Source organism: Dongshaea marina (assembly GCF_003072645.1).
In the GTDB taxonomy this organism is placed as follows: Bacteria; Pseudomonadota; Gammaproteobacteria; order Enterobacterales; family Aeromonadaceae; genus Dongshaea; species Dongshaea marina.
In genome coordinates this window covers 3,446,579-3,467,173 of sequence record NZ_CP028897.1, presented here as the reverse complement: position 1 = coordinate 3,467,173, position 20,595 = coordinate 3,446,579, and the positions used below count along the sequence as shown (strand labels likewise).

The 20,595-nt window shown below is 44.9% G+C and carries 18 protein-coding genes; 10 read left to right on the top strand and 8 right to left on the bottom strand.

What is annotated here, in order from left to right:
- Positions 1-36 precede the first annotated feature (36 nt).
- Positions 37-789 (top strand): class I SAM-dependent methyltransferase, encoded by a 753-nt coding sequence (locus DB847_RS16260; RefSeq protein WP_108651642.1) that lies wholly within the window; start codon positions 37-39, stop codon positions 787-789.
- Positions 790-879: 90 nt separating this feature from the next.
- On the opposite strand, the gene DB847_RS16255 is transcribed toward DB847_RS16260, so the two are convergent.
- The 7 genes from DB847_RS16255 to DB847_RS16225 all read right to left on the bottom strand — a co-directional run bounded on the left by DB847_RS16255 (position 880) and on the right by DB847_RS16225 (position 8,804).
- On the bottom strand, positions 880-1,701 hold the full coding sequence (locus DB847_RS16255; protein ID WP_108651641.1) for a hypothetical protein: 822 nt from the start codon (positions 1,699-1,701) through the stop codon (positions 880-882).
- A gap of 386 nt (positions 1,702-2,087) precedes the next feature.
- Positions 2,088-2,918 (bottom strand): aminotransferase class IV, encoded by an 831-nt coding sequence (locus tag DB847_RS16250; RefSeq protein WP_108651640.1) that lies wholly within the window; start codon positions 2,916-2,918, stop codon positions 2,088-2,090.
- A gap of 116 nt (positions 2,919-3,034) precedes the next feature.
- The gene (locus DB847_RS16245) at positions 3,035-4,339 is read right to left on the bottom strand and encodes an ABC transporter ATP-binding protein (RefSeq protein WP_108651639.1); all 1,305 of its coding nucleotides are present in this window, start codon (positions 4,337-4,339) and stop codon (positions 3,035-3,037) included.
- Between the two features lie 29 nt (positions 4,340-4,368).
- Positions 4,369-6,102 carry an ABC transporter permease gene (locus tag DB847_RS16240; protein ID WP_108651638.1) on the bottom strand — a complete coding sequence of 578 codons (1,734 nt, stop codon included), beginning with the start codon at positions 6,100-6,102 and terminating at the stop codon, positions 4,369-4,371.
- Between the two features lie 564 nt (positions 6,103-6,666).
- Positions 6,667-7,635: a HupE/UreJ family protein gene (locus DB847_RS16235; protein ID WP_108651637.1), complete on the bottom strand. Its 969-nt coding sequence runs from the start codon at positions 7,633-7,635 to the stop codon at positions 6,667-6,669.
- Positions 7,632-8,444: a hypothetical protein gene (locus tag DB847_RS16230; RefSeq protein ID WP_108651636.1), complete on the bottom strand. Its 813-nt coding sequence runs from the start codon at positions 8,442-8,444 to the stop codon at positions 7,632-7,634. The genes DB847_RS16235 and DB847_RS16230 overlap by 4 nt, the downstream gene beginning before the upstream one ends.
- A gap of 138 nt (positions 8,445-8,582) precedes the next feature.
- Positions 8,583-8,804, bottom strand: coding sequence for a YejL family protein (locus DB847_RS16225; protein WP_108651635.1), 222 nt, complete (start codon positions 8,802-8,804; stop codon positions 8,583-8,585).
- An 80-nt stretch (positions 8,805-8,884) separates the two neighbouring features.
- On the opposite strand from DB847_RS16225, the gene yejK reads away from it, so the two are divergent.
- The 4 genes from yejK to DB847_RS16205 all read left to right on the top strand — a co-directional run bounded on the left by yejK (position 8,885) and on the right by DB847_RS16205 (position 11,571).
- Complete coding sequence (gene yejK, locus DB847_RS16220; RefSeq protein WP_108651634.1) at positions 8,885-9,898, top strand: nucleoid-associated protein YejK; 1,014 nt, start codon at positions 8,885-8,887, stop codon at positions 9,896-9,898.
- A 70-nt stretch (positions 9,899-9,968) separates the two neighbouring features.
- Entirely contained in the window at positions 9,969-10,643 is a 675-nt protein-coding gene (gene yjjG / locus DB847_RS16215) for a pyrimidine 5'-nucleotidase (RefSeq protein WP_108651633.1), read from the top strand.
- An 80-nt stretch (positions 10,644-10,723) separates the two neighbouring features.
- Positions 10,724-11,131, top strand: a complete 408-nt coding sequence (locus tag DB847_RS16210) for an HD domain-containing protein (protein ID WP_108651632.1) — start codon at positions 10,724-10,726, stop codon at positions 11,129-11,131.
- Between the two features lie 146 nt (positions 11,132-11,277).
- Entirely contained in the window at positions 11,278-11,571 is a 294-nt protein-coding gene (locus DB847_RS16205) for an HD domain-containing protein (RefSeq protein WP_108651631.1), read from the top strand.
- A gap of 534 nt (positions 11,572-12,105) precedes the next feature.
- Here the strand turns inward: DB847_RS16205 and DB847_RS16195 are convergent.
- On the bottom strand, positions 12,106-12,507 hold the full coding sequence (locus DB847_RS16195; protein ID WP_108651629.1) for an NUDIX hydrolase: 402 nt from the start codon (positions 12,505-12,507) through the stop codon (positions 12,106-12,108).
- A gap of 305 nt (positions 12,508-12,812) precedes the next feature.
- Between DB847_RS16195 and DB847_RS16190 the strand changes: the two genes are divergently transcribed.
- The 5 genes from DB847_RS16190 (at position 12,813) to tssI (ending at position 20,592) form a co-directional block, all read left to right on the top strand.
- Positions 12,813-13,223, top strand: a complete 411-nt coding sequence (locus DB847_RS16190; protein ID WP_108651628.1) for a hypothetical protein — start codon at positions 12,813-12,815, stop codon at positions 13,221-13,223.
- Positions 13,224-13,729: 506 nt separating this feature from the next.
- Positions 13,730-16,324, top strand: a complete 2,595-nt coding sequence (locus tag DB847_RS16185; RefSeq protein ID WP_108651627.1) for a hypothetical protein — start codon at positions 13,730-13,732, stop codon at positions 16,322-16,324.
- On the top strand, positions 16,324-19,680 hold the full coding sequence (locus DB847_RS16180) for a hypothetical protein (RefSeq protein WP_108651626.1): 3,357 nt from the start codon (positions 16,324-16,326) through the stop codon (positions 19,678-19,680). Before DB847_RS16185 ends, DB847_RS16180 begins: the two co-directional genes overlap by 1 nt.
- Positions 19,677-20,096: a type VI secretion system lipoprotein IglE gene (iglE, locus tag DB847_RS16175; RefSeq protein ID WP_108651625.1), complete on the top strand. Its 420-nt coding sequence runs from the start codon at positions 19,677-19,679 to the stop codon at positions 20,094-20,096. Before DB847_RS16180 ends, iglE begins: the two co-directional genes overlap by 4 nt.
- A gap of 22 nt (positions 20,097-20,118) precedes the next feature.
- Positions 20,119-20,592 (top strand): type VI secretion system tip protein TssI/VgrG, encoded by a 474-nt coding sequence (gene tssI / locus DB847_RS16170; protein WP_159084678.1) that lies wholly within the window; start codon positions 20,119-20,121, stop codon positions 20,590-20,592.
- Positions 20,593-20,595: the final 3 nt, after the last annotated feature.

The following is a 20,595-nucleotide window of genomic DNA, read 5'->3' as shown; positions in this document are numbered from 1 at the left end:
GAAAACTAACTGCCAATGATAACTAGGGAATTGATGATGAATGATCTCGATCTACTGGTAAAACTTCATGTGACCCAGGAGCGTCAGGGGCCTGGTGGTCCGGAAGAGACACGGCTTGCAGCTCGGCTGACGGGGTTGAGTCAAACCGAACCCCTGATGATTGCCGATATCGGCTGTGGCACCGGTGCATCAACTCTTGAGCTGGCGAGGCATTTTAACGGCTCGATTCTTGCGGTCGATTTTCTTCCGGAATTTATTGAGGAGCTTAAGGCGCGCGCCAGCAAGCAGGAAGTCGGGGATAAGATCCATACCAGTGTCGGTAATATGGAGGCTCTTGTCTTTGATGAGGGAGCTTTTGATCTGATCTGGTCTGAGGGAGCTGTCTATAACATCGGGTTTGAAAAAGGGATCCGTGAGTGGCGCAAATACCTCAAACCGGGAGGGCGGCTGGTGGTGTCAGAACTTAGCTGGCTTACCGCTGAGCGCCCCGATGAAATTACCCAACATTGGGAGCGGGAATACCCACAGGTGGCAATGCCCTCACAGAAAATTGCTCAGCTCGAGGCTCATGGCTATAGGCTCCTTGGCTACTTCCCCCTCAGCCAGGATTGTTGGATGGAGCGTTATTACCAACCCCTGAAGGCACGTTTTGAGAGCTTTACTCTGGATAACCCGGATAGGGCCGACGCTGTTAAATCAATCGTGGAGGAGAACCTGCTTGAAATTGACCTCTATGAGAGATTCAAAGAGTTTGTCAGTTACGGGTTCTATATCGCTGAAAAGCTCTGATGACGGTAGCCTGACGGGCAAGATAGGAGCGCCGGACCGGAGCCAAACAGTTCTCGCCAGGCTCCTGTGAGGGTGCGCTAGTAGATCGTTTCAGGAGTCCTGATCTTTGCTCTTGCTGAGCTTCTCAAGGCAGGCATCTAATTGGGAGGAGCTCTCTATCAGCTCCTTCTTGAGTTGCTCATTTTCCTCCCGCAACTCCATCTCGACCCGGTATTTATCTGAAATGGTTTTACTAAATCTTGACTGCATCAGGTTGATTGCCTCAACCACCCGATCCAGAGCATCATGCTCAGATTTCCTGCGCTTTGATAGCTCCAGGGGCTTGTTGAAATCGTCATATTTTACCTGGGATGCCCAGTCACTTAGCTTGTTGAGGTTTTTGATGATGATGAAATCTATGATGAACAGAATGCAGATCGACATCAGCAGGGTTTTGATCAGCTGTGAAATAAGGATGACGATCGCTTTTGAGACCAGCTGTTTGTAGATGCCGGTCAGGGTTGCCGAAATGACAAAATGGCCAACCAAAACCGTCTCGGTAGGGGACTCTTTATAGTACAAAGGCACCTTTTGAACCACATCCCTCAAGCCAGCTGAGCTCCCAAGCTGCAAAATCACATTATTTTCTTTATCCATGACCTGGACCAATGCGATCTCTTTTTGAGTCAGTAAGCCTTCAAGAATATCTTTCATCACTTCTGAGTTATAGTTCCACACCGAGGTGGCGATCGGCGGGGATGAGATGTTTGCCATCTGCTCCAAATGACTCTCAAGGGTGGAGCGAGAACTCTTATAATCGGTGTAGAGTTGAACCAGGGTGACACAGACGGCAAAGAAAGAGCTGAACAGTAAAATCCACACCAATAATCGCAGAGAAACACGTTCAAATTTACGATACATAAAAAAAATCATATCTCGCGCTCCCTGCTCTCCAGGAGTGATCTGGCGTCATCTTTCAGATTAGAGCGGTTTTCTCCATCTCGCAATGTTGCTGCCAATAGCCGGAAAATCGCTCAAGGTCGCAGCGAGACAGGATGAAACTGTGACTTGCATCACACTTTTATCCTGGTTATGATGAAGTTGCCTGACAGGAAGTGATTCGTTCAGGTCTAACTGTTACTCAAACACAGGAGGGCTATATGAAAACATCACAGCACAAGCAACCCGCCTCTTCTCACAAGAGTGAAAAGTCCAAGCACCCGATTCAGAGCTGGCTACAGGCCAGAAACTACCGGATCATCGGCTAATACTCAAAGCAACGACCTGTTATTGGCAGGCCGCAGCCGTAGCGCGGTTTGTCATGGCCCGGGGTTATCGAGGTAGCTTTGCATCTGCTGCGTGTATTGCTCAATGATCATCCTGATCTCGGGGCAGTTCATGGAGTCAAGCTGCAGCCCATCGATAGAGGCCACAGGAAGTACATCAACCGTGGTACCGGTTAGAAATGCCCCATCAAGCTCTGCCAACTCATCCCTGTGTAGTCTTGTTTCTACAACTTTCAGTCCCTGCTGTTGGCAGATAGCCATCACATGCTTACGGGTGATCCCCATCAGCACGGTTTGTGCCGGGGGGGTATAGATCATCCCTTTTTTGACAAAGAAGATATTGGAGCGACTCCCTTCACTGATGCAGCCCTCTCCATCCGTGAGGAGTGCTTCATAAGCATTGGCCTCCTCCCGGGCGGACTTTACCCGGTAGCGAAATGAGCCCTTGAGGGTCTTGATGTTGGGATTTTCCCGGACGCCACTAAATAAAATGGTGTGAATACCATGGGTATAGGAGTCAGGTGATGGGTATTCGCTGGGTACCATATAGGTGAGAAAAATATCCTGGTCTGGCTGGTGGCAGTACAGGAGCTTGCAGTTGATCTGCAGCTGCTGGTTTTGCTTACTCAGGCGGGCGATCTCCAGGGAGATCTCTTCATCACTGTGGGGGATGATCAGCAGATAACTTGCCGCAGAGGCGCGAAAGCGCTGCATATGCTCTTCAAAAAACAGAGGTTTGCCATTGACCAGCTTAACCACCTCATACAAAGAGTCCTGACTGAGGCTCTCAAAGATCTCACTGTGTTGGGTAGAGCACAGTTCACCATTGACAACAAAATAGTCGGATACAGCTTCCTGTCTCATATAAAGCCTTAAAGGTGATCACCAATACCCTTATCATACGCAATGGGATCCTCCCTTGGCAGCGAATTTAGGCTGTTGGTTGGGCTTCCTGCCCATCTTGTGAGTTCCATCTCAGCTTAGGCGTTGGTTTCATCCAGCATCAGGATGCCGCTGGTGGCGTCATACTCAATGATTTCGGCATAACGAGCCCACTCGATAAAGGTTTCAAATACCCGTTTGGCTTCATCATCACTGAAATGATCTTCGAGCTCGGTTAAGAAGCGCGCCTCATGGACCTTGTGGTTGGGGCGCTCTCTGAGAACCCGGATCACATGGCGGGCCAGCGGGATATTATTGACCAGCAGTTTTGAGAACATCACCTTACGCTCGGTGATCTCGGCCTCAACAAATTGTTGGCCCAGCTTGGTCATGGTGATATCACCGTCGGAAACCTGTGCCAGGCCAAGGACCGACAAGATCTCAAGGATCGGGAACAGGTCGTCGACATCTAGCCGGATATAGTCGGCAAGCTCAGGCAGATCCAGGGCGGTGCCCTGCTGCTGGATATCCAGGGCCTCGGCCAAAAGACCGGTCAGCTCTTCGATGTCGGCATCGGGCAGGCGGTAAGCGATGGTGAGCGCCTTGCGCCGATTCATTCGCTCACGCAGCTCATTGGTCTCTGCTGTGGTCATCATCCGGTAGACCTCATCAATCAGATCCGTGACAGCCGGATCCTGACTGTTGCGTGGATGGGGGAGGTTGACCGCCAGCTCGCCACGAATAAAGCCTGGATTGCTACCAAAGATGATGATGCGATCGGCGGTCAGCACCGCCTCTTCGATATTATGGGTCACATAGAGGATCCCTTTCATATCACTGTTTTTCTGCCACAGCTCTAAGAGATCATCCCGCAGGTTTTCTGAGGTCAGCACATCCAGCGCCGAAAAAGGCTCATCCATCAGCAGCAGATCCGGCTTGAGCACCAGGGCCCGGGCAAAGCCGACCCGTTGGCGCATCCCGCCCGATAGCTCTCTGGGAAAGGCGTTTTCAAAGCCATCCAGACCTATCATATCGATCGCTTCCAGGGCCAGGCGTCGACGTTCAGCCCGTGGCATTTTACGTGCCTCCAGGCCCAGCTCCACATTTTGCAGGACGGTGAGCCAGGGCATCAGGGCAAAGCTCTGGAACACCATAGAGATATCGGAAACCGGGCTACGCACCGGCTGATTTCGGTAGAGGACTTCACCGCTGCTGGGTGCGGTTAAACCCGCAATGATCCTGAGCAGTGTTGATTTTCCTGAGCCGGACTTACCGAGCAGGGCGACGATCTCACCCTCCTTCATGGTGAAATTTACATTCTCAAGAACCAGCAGCTCTTGCTTGTCTGGTTTTTTAAATGCCTTTGAGATCTGTTGGACATCAACAACGATGTTATTTGACATTTTTAGTCCCTCACAATCTGGAGCTGTGGTTAATAACGAAAACGAGTTTCAGCGTAGCGATAAAGGCGTCGCCAGAAGATACGGTTGAAGGCGGTGACCCAGATACACATTACCAGTACCCCGAGGGCGATCTTCGGCAGGTTGCCGGCCGTGGTGTTTTCCGCGATATAGGCACCCAGCCCGGTTGCAACCAGCTTGTGGCTGCCCCAGATCATCACCTCGGCTACAATACTGGCGTTCCAGGAGCCACCCGCCGCTGCGATGGCGCCGGTAATATAGAAGGGAAAGACCGCCGGGATCAGGTACTTGAACCACTTGCTCAGGCCCCGGACCTGCATATTTTGTGCGGCAAGTTTAAGCTCCTGCGGAATCGCAGAGGCACCGGCAATCACATTAAACAGTATGTACCACTGGGTCCCTAAAACCATCAGAGGAGCACACCAGATCTCAACATTCAGGTTGAAATGGATGATCAGGATGATAAACAGTGGAAAGAACAGGTTGGCCGGGAAGGCAGCCAGGATCTGGGCGATCGGTTGGATCTTTTGCGCAAGCCGCGGGCGCAGGCCAACCCAGATCCCAACCGGCAGCCAGATCAGTGAGCAGATCAGGATCAACACAAACACCCGAATCGCGGTATAGAGCCCCAGCAGCAGAACATGCAGGGTCTCGCTGAGCCCTATATCCTGTCCCTGGTAGATAAAGCCCCAGGTGAAGTAGACAAAAACCACTGCCATCGCCAGCAAACAGGCGTACCACAGACCCTTGTTGAGGCTTCCATATTCGAGATCCGCCATCCGGTGCTCGGGTTTGCGATACTCTTTTTGCTTAAGCCACTCAAGATTCACCAGGGCATTGGCCTGACGGGCACAAAGACCTGAGAATGCCTGCATCCAGTGGGCGCGCTTGAGCAGGGTGAGAAACCAGGAGCTGGAGCCTTCTGAGGGAAGATCCGAGACCACGAATTTCTCTGACCAGGTCACCAGCGGGCGAAACAGCAACTGATCATAGAGTACGATGACCGCCAGCATGGCAATAATCGCGTAGCCCATCGCCGGCACATCACTCATGTTGATCGCCTGCTGAATATAGGAGCCGATCCCGGGCAGCATCACTTCACGGTTACCAACCGAGATCGCCTCAGAGGCGACCACAAAAAACCAGCCTCCGGACATCGACATCATGGCGTTCCACAAAAGGCCCGGCATAGAGAAGGGGACCTCCATCTTCCAGAACTTTTGCCAGCCTGAGAGTTGGTACATCTCGGCCGCTTCCCGAAGCTCTTTGGGCACGGTACGCAGCGACTGGTAAAAGCTCAGGGTCATGTTCCACACCTGAGAGGTGAAAACCGCGAAGATCGCAGCACACTGAGGGCCCAGCAGGGAGCCCGGAAACAGCGACACAAAGAAGATGATCAGAATCGACAGATAGCCCAGAATCGGCACCGACTGCAGGATATCGATGATCGGAATGATCAGCTTGCCAGCGCGCTCACTCTTGGCGGCGATGACACCGACGATAAAGCTGAACACAAAGGAGAGCGCCAGCGCGATAAACATCCGCAACACAGTCTCCAGAGCGTACTGGGGCAGAGCCCAGGGGCTCAGGGATATTGGGATCTGCTCGCCGATCGAAAAGGGACCAGCAAGGTTTGAGCCCGCCCAGCACAGGGCGATCAGCACGCTGAAGATCAGTAACAGGGCAAACAGATCCCACTGGCTGGGAAGCAGTCTGCTCGAGGGTTGATTATATAGAGTACGCATGGATAAAGCTCCGCATTGCGTGACGTCAATACAGTTGGGCCGGACTCAGGGGGAAGGCTCATGCAACACAAGCGGGAGGATCTGATCCAACACTGCATCCTTGAGATGTTGCCCATTCGGGTACTTTAAATCATCCATGATGACATGGGTCATTGATGGCTGATAGAAATTTTTACCTGTAACAGGTGATTGGAAATGCCCCTTCCTGGAGACGATGACTGCTTGCTTCAGAGCACTGAAGAGTGAGGTCTCAGGAAAGAGCGGATCGACTCGGAGGGAGTGCGGATTGTTGCTCGCGGCATAACCTCAGGAGTTGGTTGCCGGGATAGAACTCGTTCTGCTCGGATGGAGCGGTTTTTGAGAAGGTAAATCGCATGCTGAGCCACAGCGCGCGCAGGGAGAGTTCCCGGTTCACAACTGAATTGAAAAATGGACGCATGACTATGATCCTCCACCGCGAGGCACCCGTGATTTACGGGCGCGAATTGTAGCACCGGGAATTTAGATTTGTATAGGAAAAATTTAATAAAAGGGAGCGGTTACGGCTCCTTATTCGGGCTACTTTCAGAAGAAGATGGGGGGTAACCGCTGGAAAAACCAGAATGCAGCGCTACACCCCATGAAGACGACAAGCCCCCGCTCTGCCGTGTTGAACCACAAAGGCCTTAGGTGGCGCAGCAGGGTGAGCACTCCTCCCATCGCTGAGATAAACAGCAGCTGCCCGGCTTCGACTCCAAGGTTAAACATTCCAAGAATAAGCGGAATCGAAGCCTGAGGCAGATCGCCTGCGGTCAGTGCCGATGAAAAACCAAGGCCATGTAGCAGGCCGAAGCTAAAGATCACCCATTTGACATGGCCGGCACTTTTATTGCGTCTTTGGCTGAGCTCGAAGCAGACATAGAGAATACTCAGGGCAATCCCTGCTTCAACCGGAGGGGCAGGGATAGTTACAAAGCCAAGGACCGCCAGAGACAGCGTGATGCTATGTGCCAGGGTAAACAGGGTGACCTTGGACAGAAGCTCTCTGAGCGAAGGGCTCAGTAAAAAGATCCCCAGGATAAATAGCAGATGATCGGTACCACTTAATACATGCCACATCCCCTTACCAAGAAAGGTCACAGCGGTTTGCCAGGGGGAGCCATCGGCTTGTAAGCGGATCCGCTCATGCTGAGCATTGAGGAGCTCAATGCTGCTCTCTCCCTTTAGGTTTTGTTTGCTGAGGATGAGCTGTGCATTCTCTTTACCGAGAAAGCTCAATGTCAGCTCGGGGGAGTCGCTGTGACTTAGGATCTCATAGCGCCAGTGATCTTCACCGAAGCCATCCTCACTCAGGGTTCGGGACTCAGGAGCAATTGTGACACCAGGGGACCCTTTGAGACTCGGAAGTGCATGGGCACCAGCGGTAACGGGGAGATCCAGGGTTAGATGGTATCGACCCGCTGCCGTCTGCTGTAAAAAGCCGTAATCGCTGACAAAGGGATGGGCCAGTGCACTCGAGCACACCAGTGATAACAGGAGGATGGCGAGCCTCATTTGATCCTCCTTATCTGATAGCCCTGATAGAGTTTGTCCAGGGCTTGCTTCTCAAGTGTCTGCAGCAAAGCCGTTTTGATCTCGGGTTGTACCGCTGCAAATGGCAATTGCCAGTGGCCGCCGGCGCTTAGGATCCGGTAAAAAACCGGCTCGCCGTTGGCATCGAGCTGTGCGAACCAGTGGTCGAGCTGTGCCTGATGATTCACAAGCTGCACGGGAGGGTGGCGCGAATTCCACCAGGATCTTCCGCTCACCGAGAGCTCTTGTTTGCCTTCAAAACACCCCGTTAACTGACCCGATTCCAGATTGCGCTTGATTTGCACAGGTGTGAGCTGCAGGCACTGTTCGTTCTGGCGAAGAGTGAGTTTTTGTAATTTGTAATGGCGGTAGAGAGTCGATAGCTCGGGGTGGCGGTGATAATAATCCAGTTGGCGTTGCCGATTGCTCGCTTGCTCGTTGGCCTGGTGCTCAATAAAACGCATTCCCTTATCGGCCAGCATCTGCATCAGGGTGGGGTCACTTTGCTCAAGACCCAGGCGTAATGCCTCCTGAGCCAGGATCTGCTGGTGGGCGATCTGCCTTATCCCCTGCTCCAGCTCTGAGGGGGGCACAGGCTTGCCATCGTCACTGAGCTGTTGCCTTAACCTTGCGATCTCGGGTTGAGTGATCAGGATCTCTGGCTTGGCCTGGGGGTGAAAATATTGATAACAGGCAAACAGAAAAGCGCCGGTCAGCAGGAAATAGAAAAAAGGGGCTCTGAGCAGAGCAGTGATAGCCTTGCGGGCCCTTAACAGGAGTAACTGCAACACTGGAGTTCCGTGATCAAACCTTGGACAGGGGCAATACCCTAGCACGGCTGGCGAGGATGCCAAATAGCTCTTGTCAGGAAAACCGGTTAGAGAGGCGAGAGCGTCACCCGGCCGGGCCGGGTAACGACAAAATCCTTTTTAGTGACCGCTGGACTTGACCGAGTTGGTCAGGGCCGCGGAGAAGCTTTGAGCGATCTCCATGCGCTGGGCTTGCGGCAAGCGGTTGATATGGTGGGTAGTCAGGTTCCCCAGAACCATCAGGCGCAGATCGGCGGGTGCCTCGTTTTGATCAAACAGAGTCTGGATCTGTTGCATCAGGGATTCAACCTGCTCATCACTGTATTTGGAGAGGATCGGCATAAGGATATAGATCTCTTCTTTATCTTAACGTACAGCGACCTATAATACGCGAGACATTCGGCTAACTCTATGGTTTTAGTATGAGTCTTGAAATCAAGCATATTATTCTTCATTCACTGCGCCAGGACAGCGATGGCAAGATGGCAGCAGCGACCCGCTCCGAGGAGCTTTCTCTGCAGGGCTCAACGGCCGACTTTGTAGGGCAACTTCACCAGATCTATAACGCCAAGCCAGGCAAGGTGCTGGGCTGTTTCAACTCCGAGCTTAGTGAGGAGCAGAGCTTTGAGGCCCTGCTGCAGCGCCACAAGCGAGATGACGAAGAGTTTGTGACCATGAGCATCGAGGCGACTTCCTTGCTGGTTGAATCCCTCAATCGTTATGGTTTTGAGGAGCAGGGGGTACTGGTTTTTGCCCACTATAACTGGGTCGGCTGTGATTATCTGTTGGTCACCCTGCTGGGCCACAAAGAGAGTGTTTCGGTGAATCATCAGCTTGAACTCAATCACTCCAACTATCTTGATCTGCAGCGGATGCAGCTGGCGGCTCGTATCGATCTCACCGCCTGGCAGGTGGATGCAGACAGCGGCCGTTACCTTTCATTTATCAAGGGACGGGCCGGGCGCAAGGTTTCCGATTTCTTTCTCGATTTTCTGGGAGCCCAGGAGGAGCTGGATGCTCGGCAGCAGAATAAGCAGCTGGTGGAGGCGGTTGATGCCTACTGCGCCGTGAGCGAGCTGGATAAAACCGAACAGCAGGAGTGCAAGAAGCAGGTCTACCAATATTGCCAGGAGCAACTCTCCCAGGGAGAGGAGCTGGATGTGCGCCAGCTCTCGGAGGCAATGGGTGAGGATAGCGAGCAGGGCCAGAGTTTCTACCAGTTTGTAAAAACAGATTATGAGCTCGATGAGAGCTTTCCGGTAGAGCGAAGCGCTCTTAAGACCCTGACCAAATACAGTGGTACCGGTGGTGGGCTTAGCATCAGCTTTGAGCGGGCGCTGCTGGGGGAACGGGTGCGCTATGATGCGGCAACCGATACCCTGACGATCGTCGGGCTCCCGCCCAACCTTAAGGCTGAGCTGAATCCCGGTCAGTAATGCTAATCATGATTTTTCTTCACTCGGCCATGGCGGAGTGGAACTGAATAGAAGTAGATAGGTGTACCCGATGAAGTACCAATGGATCCTGTTTGATGCGGATGAAACTCTGTTTCATTTTGATGCCTACCTTGGTCTTAAGACCATGTTTGCTAAGTTTGATATCGATTTTACCCGTGAAGATTATCAGCAGTATCAGGAGATCAATAAACCCCTGTGGGTCGACTATCAGGATGGCAAGATCACCGCTCAGCAGTTGCAACACATTCGATTTGAGCCCTGGGCAGAGAGACTAAACCTTTCGACCCAAACCCTCAATAGTGAGTTCTTATCGGCGATGGCAGATATCTGCGCCCCGCTGCCGGGTGCCCGTAGCCTGGTTGAGGCGCTGTCGGGTCGGGTGAATCTTGGGATCATTACCAACGGCTTTACTGAGCTGCAGACCATCCGTCTGGAGCGTACCGGCTTCAAGGATGCCTTTTTCCCCCTGGTGATCTCTGAGGAGGTTGGCGTTGCCAAGCCGGATGTCGGGATCTTTGAGCATGCGTTTGAGCACATGCAGCACCCTCCCAAAGAGAAGGTACTGATGGTCGGCGATAATCCACACTCAGATATCCAGGGGGGGATCAATGCCGGTATCGATACCTGTTGGCTGAATATCACCAATCAGCAGAAACCACCGGGAATTGAGCCCGACTATGAGGTGGCTTCTCTGGATGAACTCAGGGAGTTACTGCTCGCATAAATTAATCGCAGCAGCCTCAGGTTCGGTTGAACTTCTGACACAGGAGATCTCAACAGGTCCTGCGCAAAGGAGATGATGGAATGGATGAAATTGAGCAGATACTTGGGTTTATGGTCGAGGTTGAAAAGCTCAAGGCGGTCACCAGGAAAACACGCCCGGTGGGGCTCGAGCGCTATGAGAACTCGGCTGAGCATAGCTGGCATGTGTGTCTGTCGGCCCTGCTGCTTAAAGACTATGCGGAGCAAGCTATCGATATACAGTGGGTGATCAAGATGCTGCTTCTTCATGATCTGGGGGAGATCGATGCGGGCGATACCATCATCTATGCCAGTGAAACGGCGGAGCAAAAGGCCAAAGAGCAAGCGGGAGTAGAGCGGCTCCTGCAGATGCTCTCCGAAGAGCAGGGGGAGGAGTATCTAGGCTCTGTTGACGTTTCAATTTTGAACCTGTTGCCCCTGAAAATGCTCTGTTCGCGACGCGAATCATGAGGTTTAGTTGTTCTAAATAAGTGATGAGCAACAATGAACAGGGCTTTTTCAGGCGCAACCCGAAGGGCAGTGGTGATTTATCCATCCAACTACGTTATCAGATGTTCATGTAGAACAACTACACCACACATCTTCTGCCTTGCTGGATGAAAAAATTACCAACTGCAGAACCAAATCTGAAACGTAAACAGAGCCTAAAGCTCTGGTGTGAGTTTGAGAAGGGAGAGTCTGCGGATGCTCGGTTTGCCAAGGCGATCGACCGGGTGCTGCCCCTGCTGCACAACCTGCATGATGACGGCCATAGCTGGAAAAACTTCAACATCTCCGGCAAGCAGGTTCTTGAGCTCAATGGCGAGCGGATCGCAAGGGCCAGCCGGCCCCTGTGGAGCTGCCTTGAGAACAAGCTTAATCGGGCGATTGAAGATGGGATTTTATCTTAATCATCCGGGCTATTTGTGAAGGGATTTCATACATCGATTTGGAATGAGAAGCGATGGCCTTTAAGTGCTACCACTGTGGCTGGTCTACCAAGAAGAGTCAGCTGGCCTATTACCAGAGAAAAGGGATCAAAAGATCCATCTGCCCCGAGTGCAATCCGGGTTTAAAACAGCGATGGAGGGGCCATTATCTACGGTTTGTGACCGGGCTGTTTAAAGGGGTCGCCGGACAGCTACCTCCGGCAATGTTTCCCTATCTACCTCTGGCTATGCTTATTCCTCTGCCCTCAGTGAGTTACTGTGTTCCCTTCGGTGGAATGAGTACCTCGTACATGCCATTATGTTTGGATTATTTTTACTTGCCATGATAATTCCGGCAGAGGCTAGTGTTAGGGTCTCCCCCATGATCCGAAAGAGACTGGAGGACAGACGCAGGATATGGCCAGTGATACTGCTCTATTATCTCCCCGCATCTGTTTTATATACGATTCTTGGACTATACCTTAGGCGATACCTCTGATGGAGCGATCGGGAGCTTTAGTCAATAAGCTCCTGCAGCTTTAATGAGTCTAATAGTAAACAGGTTGCCGTTGAACAGCGTCCCTTATCCTGACTACTCAGCCAGGCAAGCTCTTCGATTTCATTGTCTGCTGTTAATCTCCCTGTGTATTGGCTCCGATAGCAACTGAGTTTAACCTGTGTACCTATGGGTTTTCCATCAGCCTGAGCCACAAATCTTCCAAAGTAGCTGATACTCTCAGGAACAAGCGAGATACTCAGCTCCTCGCGAATCTCCCTGCTCAGAGCTTGTTGATCCGTTTCTCCAGGTTCACGCTTACCTCCCGGGATATAGTAGTTATCTTTTCCAGTCGAGCGAGCTCCCAGAACTTTTCTGTCCTTAATATAAACCCAGGCAAGCTTATCAATTAAATTAGCCATCTATTTCTCGTTAGGTTAAATCGAAACATTTTGGATATTAATAAAAACAGCGTGTTTAGTAAACAAATAGATGCGTCAAGGTTGCATTCTTGTGGGCTTTGGTGTTGGAATTTTCGTCATTTGATGGTTCACTTAACTAAGTTTGTATAGAAGCCTGATAAAAATTCCATAACTAACAGTGATGGCCGGAATTGAAAGGAAAAATGTTGGATTTGAATTATCTTTATGAGTAATGCTGGCTGTATATAGAACAATCATGCTGGCAAGATCCAAAAAGCAAGATTCATCGCTAATTAGAGGAGATTATGGTCTATACATTTGAAGAGCTGATCAAGGGATCTGATGAGAAGTTTGAAAAGCTAGTTGGCCGTTCAGATGAACTCCAGAAGCTATTGGATGAAAAGCTAATCGAGGCGATGAAGCGGGCAGATGCAAAGATTATTCTGCAGAAGAAATTACTGGAAAAAGAGAACCAGCGTTTGACAGTACAGCAGAATATATTTAATGAGCAGCGCAAGGAATCAGAACTGAGAATAAATGAATTGAGAAAGGAATCAGAGGCTCGAATCATGGAGCAAATCCGTGAATCTCAAAGTCGGGTTGAAAACGAGAGGAAAATTATTCAACGATCATTACGTAGAGTGATACTCTCAGTAATATCATCTGCTATTATCTCAGTGGTATATCTTTCGGTGTATATATATTTCGTAAAATAATAATAGATACTCTAATAGAGAATCTTTAGATTCATATATCGTGTTCAGTATAGTAAATTCGATTTCTGACAAAAACAACAGCATGGGTGCTTTTTGATATCAAAAATTGGTCGTGCTTTGAATAATGGAATTTCCATAAAACAAAACTCATAATAGAAATTGAAGTTTATTGTGGAACTGGTTACTATCCGGTAGTTTATATCTAAGAATAAATATAGAAATAAAATATATTTAAGAAATAGATAAGATTAGTTTTAGATAGTTTCAGAACCGTTGCTGAAAAGCTTGTTTTGGGTTTCGATATTGATGATCTTTCATGCCAGGGTTCGGCAGTTTTTAAATGGAATTATAGTACATCAGCGATAGCGTATTTAGTGCTTTGGCGACGTATCTGATTCAATAAATTTAATAATAGAACCATAATGACAGCCTTGACAATAAATATAGGGAAGACAGCGATTTTGATTGCTTCGTCAAGTTGTTAAATATTATGGAAGAATGAATTGATGCGGTTGGCCATGTGTGAAAAAAACAAAGATAAAGTTGACATCAACCAAAAAATAAATGAGATTTTTCAAGGGGCAATGAGCTCACCAGGGTTCTCGGAAGCAGAGTTCAGAGAGGTAACACATGAGCTTCTTGGCTGCTTAACCATTGCAACTGTCTTGCTACTTAGTCATGAAAGTAAAGATGAATTAAGGAACTTTCATAAACAGGTTGTTAAACTTATTTCTCGTGATAAGTTTGCAGTGGAATATGATCTATTAACATCTTACTCATTAGTGCTAAATCTCATCTCTCCTTACGTGATCACCTCATGTCAGTCCAATGCTTTCATGATGACTTATAGATGTTTAAGTTTTATTGAGTTGCTTAAAGAAATAACTCTGTGTAATTCAGATGAAATGCAGATGAGTTCAGAGTCATATCTCAATGAGTTAGAAAACCAAATAACTGATGAGATATTATTAGCTCTCGATGAATCAGCTATAGTGCTGATGAATAAATCACTGGCAAAGTTAGCAAGTTATTTTTCAATGAGTTTTAGGACAAAGGATGAGTCAATACGTCTTGATGAAATAATTGAAAAAAAAATAAATCCTGTTGTTGGATATAATCCTTATATTATAGAACAAAAGATAATTATTGAGTTAAATCCACTTGATGAAACATTTTCAACAAAGCCTCTAAGTTTTTCATCAAATCCAGAGCAAGTAAAAAATAAGCATAGCAAATATCAAGGGTTTGTTCTTTCAAATTATCATATTGATGAATTAGATATATCTCTTCAGCGTTATGGTTTTAATGGAATTACCAAGTTCAAAATTTCGTACAATGAATTGAAGTTCCATTCAGATTATCAGTTTCTATATGATAATTCGCCTCTCTCTGTACTGATAACTATTGAGAATAGTTATATCTTTGACGATTCAGAGCAAGAGGATGGTAAGTACAAGAAAAAAATATATCTACAGGCGGTTGGAAATCTTGAACAAGAAGCGCACATAAAAATGATCAACCCACTAGTTACAACTAAATTAACTGGTGATCAACCGCAGAGTGGAATAGCATCAATTGATCAAGAATTTCAAGTTGAGTTCTGCGATCCTGCACATGCGTTTTGGAAATTCCATAAGCCAGTATATATAGATCAAAATAAGAGCTATATTGATGTTTTTGATGAAAACAATTTTTTTCAATCATGGGCTCAATTTGATATAGAAAATTGTACAGTCCTGGCTGAAGTGAAAGCACAAATCGCGATTGGTACTCACGAGCGAACGTTCTATGACTATTTTATTGAAATTCTAGAAAGTTATGATGTTCAACTTATCTACGATTATGATTCAGCATCTAAAGAGAACATGTCTAAATATTATCTATATGATAATCCTTCTACACTGGAGGCGACAAAGAAGGAGCTACACGAAGCAGATCTTCAGCAGATAAAAGAAATTAACTGTGACATAAGATCCCCAATTGCACTTAATAGTCAGATATCAAATTTATCAATGGCCTCATCGGTAAGTACTGATTTAAGTGCGTTTTCTGAGAAAAGTAGATTTCAGGGTATTATTCAGGTTGATACCAGCGTCATTGGAGATCAAAAGATAAATAGCCTATTTGTTGATAATAAAATAGAAAAATTAAAGAGCTATGATGTGCCGCACAAATTTCTTATTCGTCAAAATGAACTAATGCCATATTTTAGCATATATCCAGGGTACGAAAAATTTCAGCTGATAACTGAGCAATTTGAGTCATCAGTAGCCAACTATTGTGACTCAATTTCAATTCTATCCGTACTATTAAAATATAGACAGAATGATTTAACTCGAAGAAAAGTAAAGAATAAAATCAAAGACATGGGATATCGCTCAGAAGATGAATCAGATAGAGCAGAAAAAATAACCTTGATGGGGGAGAGTCTGGGGCTGACTCATCACTGTCAGCTAGATGTTGTATGGAGCCATGATGGTGATGAGAAGAAAGACTACCCAGAATATATTCCATTTAGGAGTTTTACATCTGAGGCTGAAATCATAACTGGAGATAAAGTCGATGAGAGTATTCAAAAAGGATATATGTTTTATACTCTTGATGGAGCGGAATCCTCATTCGCCGATGAGCAAGGTTCTGAGCGTGAAAAATACCAGATATCAACCCTGTCTGAGAAAGTGCTTTGTTACGCAATAATTTTACCTCAATGCCTTTATAAAAGCGATGATGTAAAAGGGCCGTTTTATGTTCCAGTCAAATATTCTGGGGCTATGTCTAATATGTTTATGCCATTAAGAAATCAGGATGTAATTAGAATTGAGATCATAAATGCAGAAGAAATGGCTATTGATTCGGTTGTGAGTAATACGGCAACTATTAATGATTTAGCTAGCGTTGAAATGTCTCAGCGACTACTATTTGGCGCAAATAAAGAGGAGCAGGTCATGTTAGCCTCGAGTACGCCTAATGGTGATAGCAGTAGCTCTACATTTGAGATAACTCAAAAAACAACTCAAAATGAAGTTAAAAATAAGATGATTCTGAGTGAGAAAAGTGGGTTTAGTTTATTATATTTTGGAAGTGATGGAGAGCAAGGTTGATGTTAAGCTTGATAAATAGCAAATATGCTACATATATTTTTTCAGCTGTTGGTGCGGTCGCCATTCTTTTAGTTGTTCGTCGCTGCATGAAATATTATAAAAAATATAAGAAAGAGGCATCATCACTATCTGGATTGATAAAGAGCACTAAGATTCCTGGGGTTAAAACAAGTAAGCACAAGTCAGTTTACTTGGATGTGGTGAAAAAATTAAAAAAGCAGGCAAAAAATATAACTCTTCCTGCATTTTTTATTGCTAGTGAAGGTGATGTAGATAACGTCTATAAATATATAAGAAAATTGATAAACATGGATGAGGCGGAAGTAATAATTATTGATGCTTCTCAATCTGTAATTGTAAATGAAAGCATGATAGTGTTTGTCGTGACAACCGAAGAAATAACCTTGCTTGATATGAGAGTCATGAACAAGATGCTTGATAGGCTCTACCGTAAGAGTTACATTCAAGCTCCATTTTTCTTATATAGAGTAGCACTTGAAAAACAAACTGTATCACCATCAGCTTTAATCCAGAGGATTATGTCTGAAGTTCAGATCTTCCATAAATGCAAATGCAATATAGATATTGAATTGCTTGGTGAGATAGCAGATCAGGATTTGAAGCAGTTTTATAAAAAACTGCACAATAGAACAGCGATTCTAGTTCAAGGTGATCTTAATTCAGAAGAGATAAAGAAATTAACGATAGATAATTTTAATCAAGTAAGAAATTCTTTGACTCTAGAGATGACTAAACCTGAATGTGATATAAATTCGATTTCAGGTTTAATAGAGACAGCCGGGAGACTTGAGCACCATGTCTTATCTTCAGTCGAATATGTAACCGAGCTTTCCAAATCATTATATTTGGCTGGTAATATTAATCCAATTAAATTGAACTATGGTCTGCATAGTGATAATCCATATTGTAACTATTTTAATAGTTGCTCACTGTCATATAATAAATCTATCAGACTTCCTCATATACTGCTCTCAATATTTGGCTTGCTATCAATCTCTGTGTCAGGTGTTTTTGCATACAACAATTATCAGGCTAGTAAGTTTAACTATGCCATTAAGAAAGAAAATCCATTTTCTGGGATATCTAGTTATGATGTTGAAAGTGGATATAATATCTATAAAGAGCTTAGAAATAAGTATAGAGAAAAGATTCTGATCAGGAATATATATACTTCAGAGGGATCACAATTGTTAAATAAACAGTATGCTGATTTTTTAATAAATGATGAGGTCCTTCCTAAGCTATATAATTCACAGTCCATCTTCGACAAGGCAATATATTTGTCTGTCATTGGTGCCTTTAACTCTCCAAAGCTAAAAAACAAGTTGGAAGAAAATTCTGACATCATCTCAGCAGTGACTAAATTGAGTTCAGAGCAATTAAAACTTATATATGATAATAACAGCTCTAAAATATTCAATGAGATTAGTATTTCATTATCCATGCAGGAAGGCGTTGGATTGATAAAAACAGGGATGATGTCAAATAAGCTGTTAGATGGATTTATTGATAATAGACACATCCATATATCAAATGATCAGTTAAGGAATTTCATATCTGATAATGTAGTAGTCAATCAAAAATTATGCCTGTTACAATCAAGCATTCCTCTCATACTCTCAGAAAGTGACTCTCTGGGGATGAATTATAAAAGGTTCTTCATCAATTTATCTGGGAAATTACCTTATGGAGAAGAGAAGTGTAATCAGAGCTCATTACTACTTGAGTTGCAAGATTTAATACCTGGGAAAGAGCTAAATGTAAAAAGCTTTAGTCATGTGATCAATCAAATGCTGGATTATCATAAAAAAATACAGCAATTCATGAACGATCATGGATTAGAGCTAGCAAGAAGAAAGCAGCTGATGCATGTATTAATGTCAGCTGATTTAAACACAAACCTTTATGAGATCCTTAATAAGGATCAGAGCTCTATCAATCTTCTGGATCCAGAGGAGTATTATCAATATACAACACATTCAGTATTCTCAAGAAATGTAGAAAATATATCTCTGGCTTATACTAAAAATGTGCTAGAAAACTCGATTATTCCTTTGGTAAATAAATATAAGAATCTCTCTGGAATATTAGATAAGGAAGGTATCAATCACAGCTCATTAGATGAGTTTGGAAGAGATTCAATCAAAACATATGCAGATAAATATATTTATATGATGAATTCTGCATTGGTGCAAACCCTTCCCAAAAGTGTCAATCTTGATAATCTCCAGATGTTCCTAATTGATAGAACCTCTGAAAACACACCTCTTTCAAATATGCTCGACTATGTCAGAGATAATACATCCTTTAATGATGCTGTAATTAAAACGGTACCTGAGTTATATGAGATACAACTTAGGTTTAGTAAGCTAAATGAATTTATTTCCTCAAAAGATTATCAAACATATAAAAATATCTTATTGACTATAAGAAATTCTCTGAGTCAGACGAATATTGAAAACTACAAGAGGTTATATGGTCAGCTATCAAGTGATACACCAGAAAATCTAATCAGTAAGATGGACGATATTATTAATAATTATGGATTCACTGATAAGATTTCATATAAGCTGTTCTCAACTCCCATATCAATCATTCGTCAATCAATTGCCAATTTCTTAATTAATAATCTGATTGACACATGGGATTTAAATATAACCCCTAAAGTGTCACAGGTTGAAAGTCAATTTCCTTTTGATCTCAACTCATCTAATGTTATTGACTCAGATACACTAAATAATTCATTTGGTATCCATGGGGTTTATTACAATGAAATGTATGATTTATTAAAGGAGTTTATTCACTTAAGCCCATTGACAACTCAGTGGGAGCTGAATGAAAGTTTATCTCTGAATCAAAAAGTCAGCTTACAGCCATATCTAACCACTATGAATTATTTTTTCCATATTCAGAAATTATTATGGAGTGATAAAGGAAAGCCATTAGATATTGATCTATTAGTTCAAGCTCAGCCATTTGAGTCAAATAATGATTCAAATGAAAAAATGACACTCTCATTCTTGCAGGTCGGTGATAGCAAAATCCTTGGGCTTAATACCTTGGAGCAATCGAATAAATCATTAAAGTATAATTGGCAACTCCAACCCTCTGTTTCAGTTGGATGGTTGAGTAATGCTAGTGTTAGTTATCAATTGTCTTATCAAGGGGAATGGGCTCTATTTAAGATGATGGCTGATTCAAAGTGTGATAAAAGTGGGAAGTGCCAATGGCTAATAAAAGGTGATAATCCAAAGGTTTCACCCTATATAGTTACATTTAAGGTTAAATCAAAATTATTATCACTTTTCAAGCATGAGCATAAGGAGAATGTATGAAAACAATGATTAGAGTGTTATTAGCAAGTCTAATTATATTAGAAGTTAGTGCTTGTTCTCTGATGCCATGGGTGAATAAAGACTCTTTTAGGGTTGAACTATCCGTTGACCACGAGGCCAATTCAGGAACTCCGATTACCATGATTATTGAGCAACCGGCGGATCAGAAGAGTTTTGTGACTGAAACCTATACATCTCTGAGCCAACATGCATTAGATAAAGGAGTACAGAGGTATGTTATATCTCCAAAATTGGGAACTAGGCTTCTATCTATTAACGTAGAAGACTCACCTCTTGCTGTGTACTTTATTTTCAAGCGTCAGCCAATTTCCGGATGGAAGTACTATATAAAAAAACCTAAGGGAGATTCACTAATATTATCCATTAACAAATCATCAGCCAAAAAGGTTAACTAGTATGATACAACATGAGATTACAATGTCTGATGATGGCGTATCTATTTCCGTCAAAGGCAAGGCTGATGATCAAACTTGCGTAATTGAGTACAGTGCCTCTGGAGATGCTAGCCACTCTATAGGTCACGCATATACTGTTAATGCTAAGGATAGTGTATTGTTAACTGTTGGTGATTTTTCAATACAGGTAAGCAAGGATAGTGCAAGCATAAGGCATAAAGATTCATCTCTTGTAGTTAAGGATAAAAGTGTTTCTATAGATGTTGGAAACTCAAAATGCGTTGTCTCAGACAAAAGTATAAACCTAGAATCTGATGATATTAAAATCAAAGCAAAAAAAGGTATAAGCGTTGAATCTGGGAGTAGTCTAACAATTAAGGGAGGAGCTGTTAACTTACAGGGAGAACAAGCTGTTGCTATAAAGAGCAAAGCAAGCTTGGATCTAAAAGCATCTCTAGCTGCAAATCTAAAGGGTCAGATTACATCCATTGGTTAACTA

Coding starts and splice junctions, on each gene's coding strand:
- yejK (WP_108651634.1), top strand. CDS start 8,885: ATGAGTCTTGAAATCAAGCATATTATTCTTCATTCACTGCGCCAGGAC.
- DB847_RS16250 (WP_108651640.1), bottom strand. CDS start 2,918: ATGAGACAGGAAGCTGTATCCGACTATTTTGTTGTCAATGGTGAACTG.
- DB847_RS16210 (WP_108651632.1), top strand. CDS start 10,724: ATGGATGAAATTGAGCAGATACTTGGGTTTATGGTCGAGGTTGAAAAG.
- DB847_RS16240 (WP_108651638.1), bottom strand. CDS start 6,102: ATGCGTACTCTATATAATCAACCCTCGAGCAGACTGCTTCCCAGCCAG.
- yjjG (WP_108651633.1), top strand. CDS start 9,969: ATGAAGTACCAATGGATCCTGTTTGATGCGGATGAAACTCTGTTTCAT.
- DB847_RS16255 (WP_108651641.1), bottom strand. CDS start 1,701: ATGATTTTTTTTATGTATCGTAAATTTGAACGTGTTTCTCTGCGATTA.
- DB847_RS16190 (WP_108651628.1), top strand. CDS start 12,813: ATGGTCTATACATTTGAAGAGCTGATCAAGGGATCTGATGAGAAGTTT.
- DB847_RS16245 (WP_108651639.1), bottom strand. CDS start 4,339: ATGTCAAATAACATCGTTGTTGATGTCCAACAGATCTCAAAGGCATTT.
- iglE (WP_108651625.1), top strand. CDS start 19,677: ATGAAAACAATGATTAGAGTGTTATTAGCAAGTCTAATTATATTAGAA.
- DB847_RS16180 (WP_108651626.1), top strand. CDS start 16,324: ATGTTAAGCTTGATAAATAGCAAATATGCTACATATATTTTTTCAGCT.
- DB847_RS16225 (WP_108651635.1), bottom strand. CDS start 8,804: ATGCCGATCCTCTCCAAATACAGTGATGAGCAGGTTGAATCCCTGATG.
- DB847_RS16195 (WP_108651629.1), bottom strand. CDS start 12,507: ATGGCTAATTTAATTGATAAGCTTGCCTGGGTTTATATTAAGGACAGA.
- DB847_RS16185 (WP_108651627.1), top strand. CDS start 13,730: ATGCGGTTGGCCATGTGTGAAAAAAACAAAGATAAAGTTGACATCAAC.
- DB847_RS16260 (WP_108651642.1), top strand. CDS start 37: ATGAATGATCTCGATCTACTGGTAAAACTTCATGTGACCCAGGAGCGT.
- DB847_RS16205 (WP_108651631.1), top strand. CDS start 11,278: ATGAAAAAATTACCAACTGCAGAACCAAATCTGAAACGTAAACAGAGC.
- tssI (WP_159084678.1), top strand. CDS start 20,119: ATGTCTGATGATGGCGTATCTATTTCCGTCAAAGGCAAGGCTGATGAT.
- DB847_RS16235 (WP_108651637.1), bottom strand. CDS start 7,635: ATGAGGCTCGCCATCCTCCTGTTATCACTGGTGTGCTCGAGTGCACTG.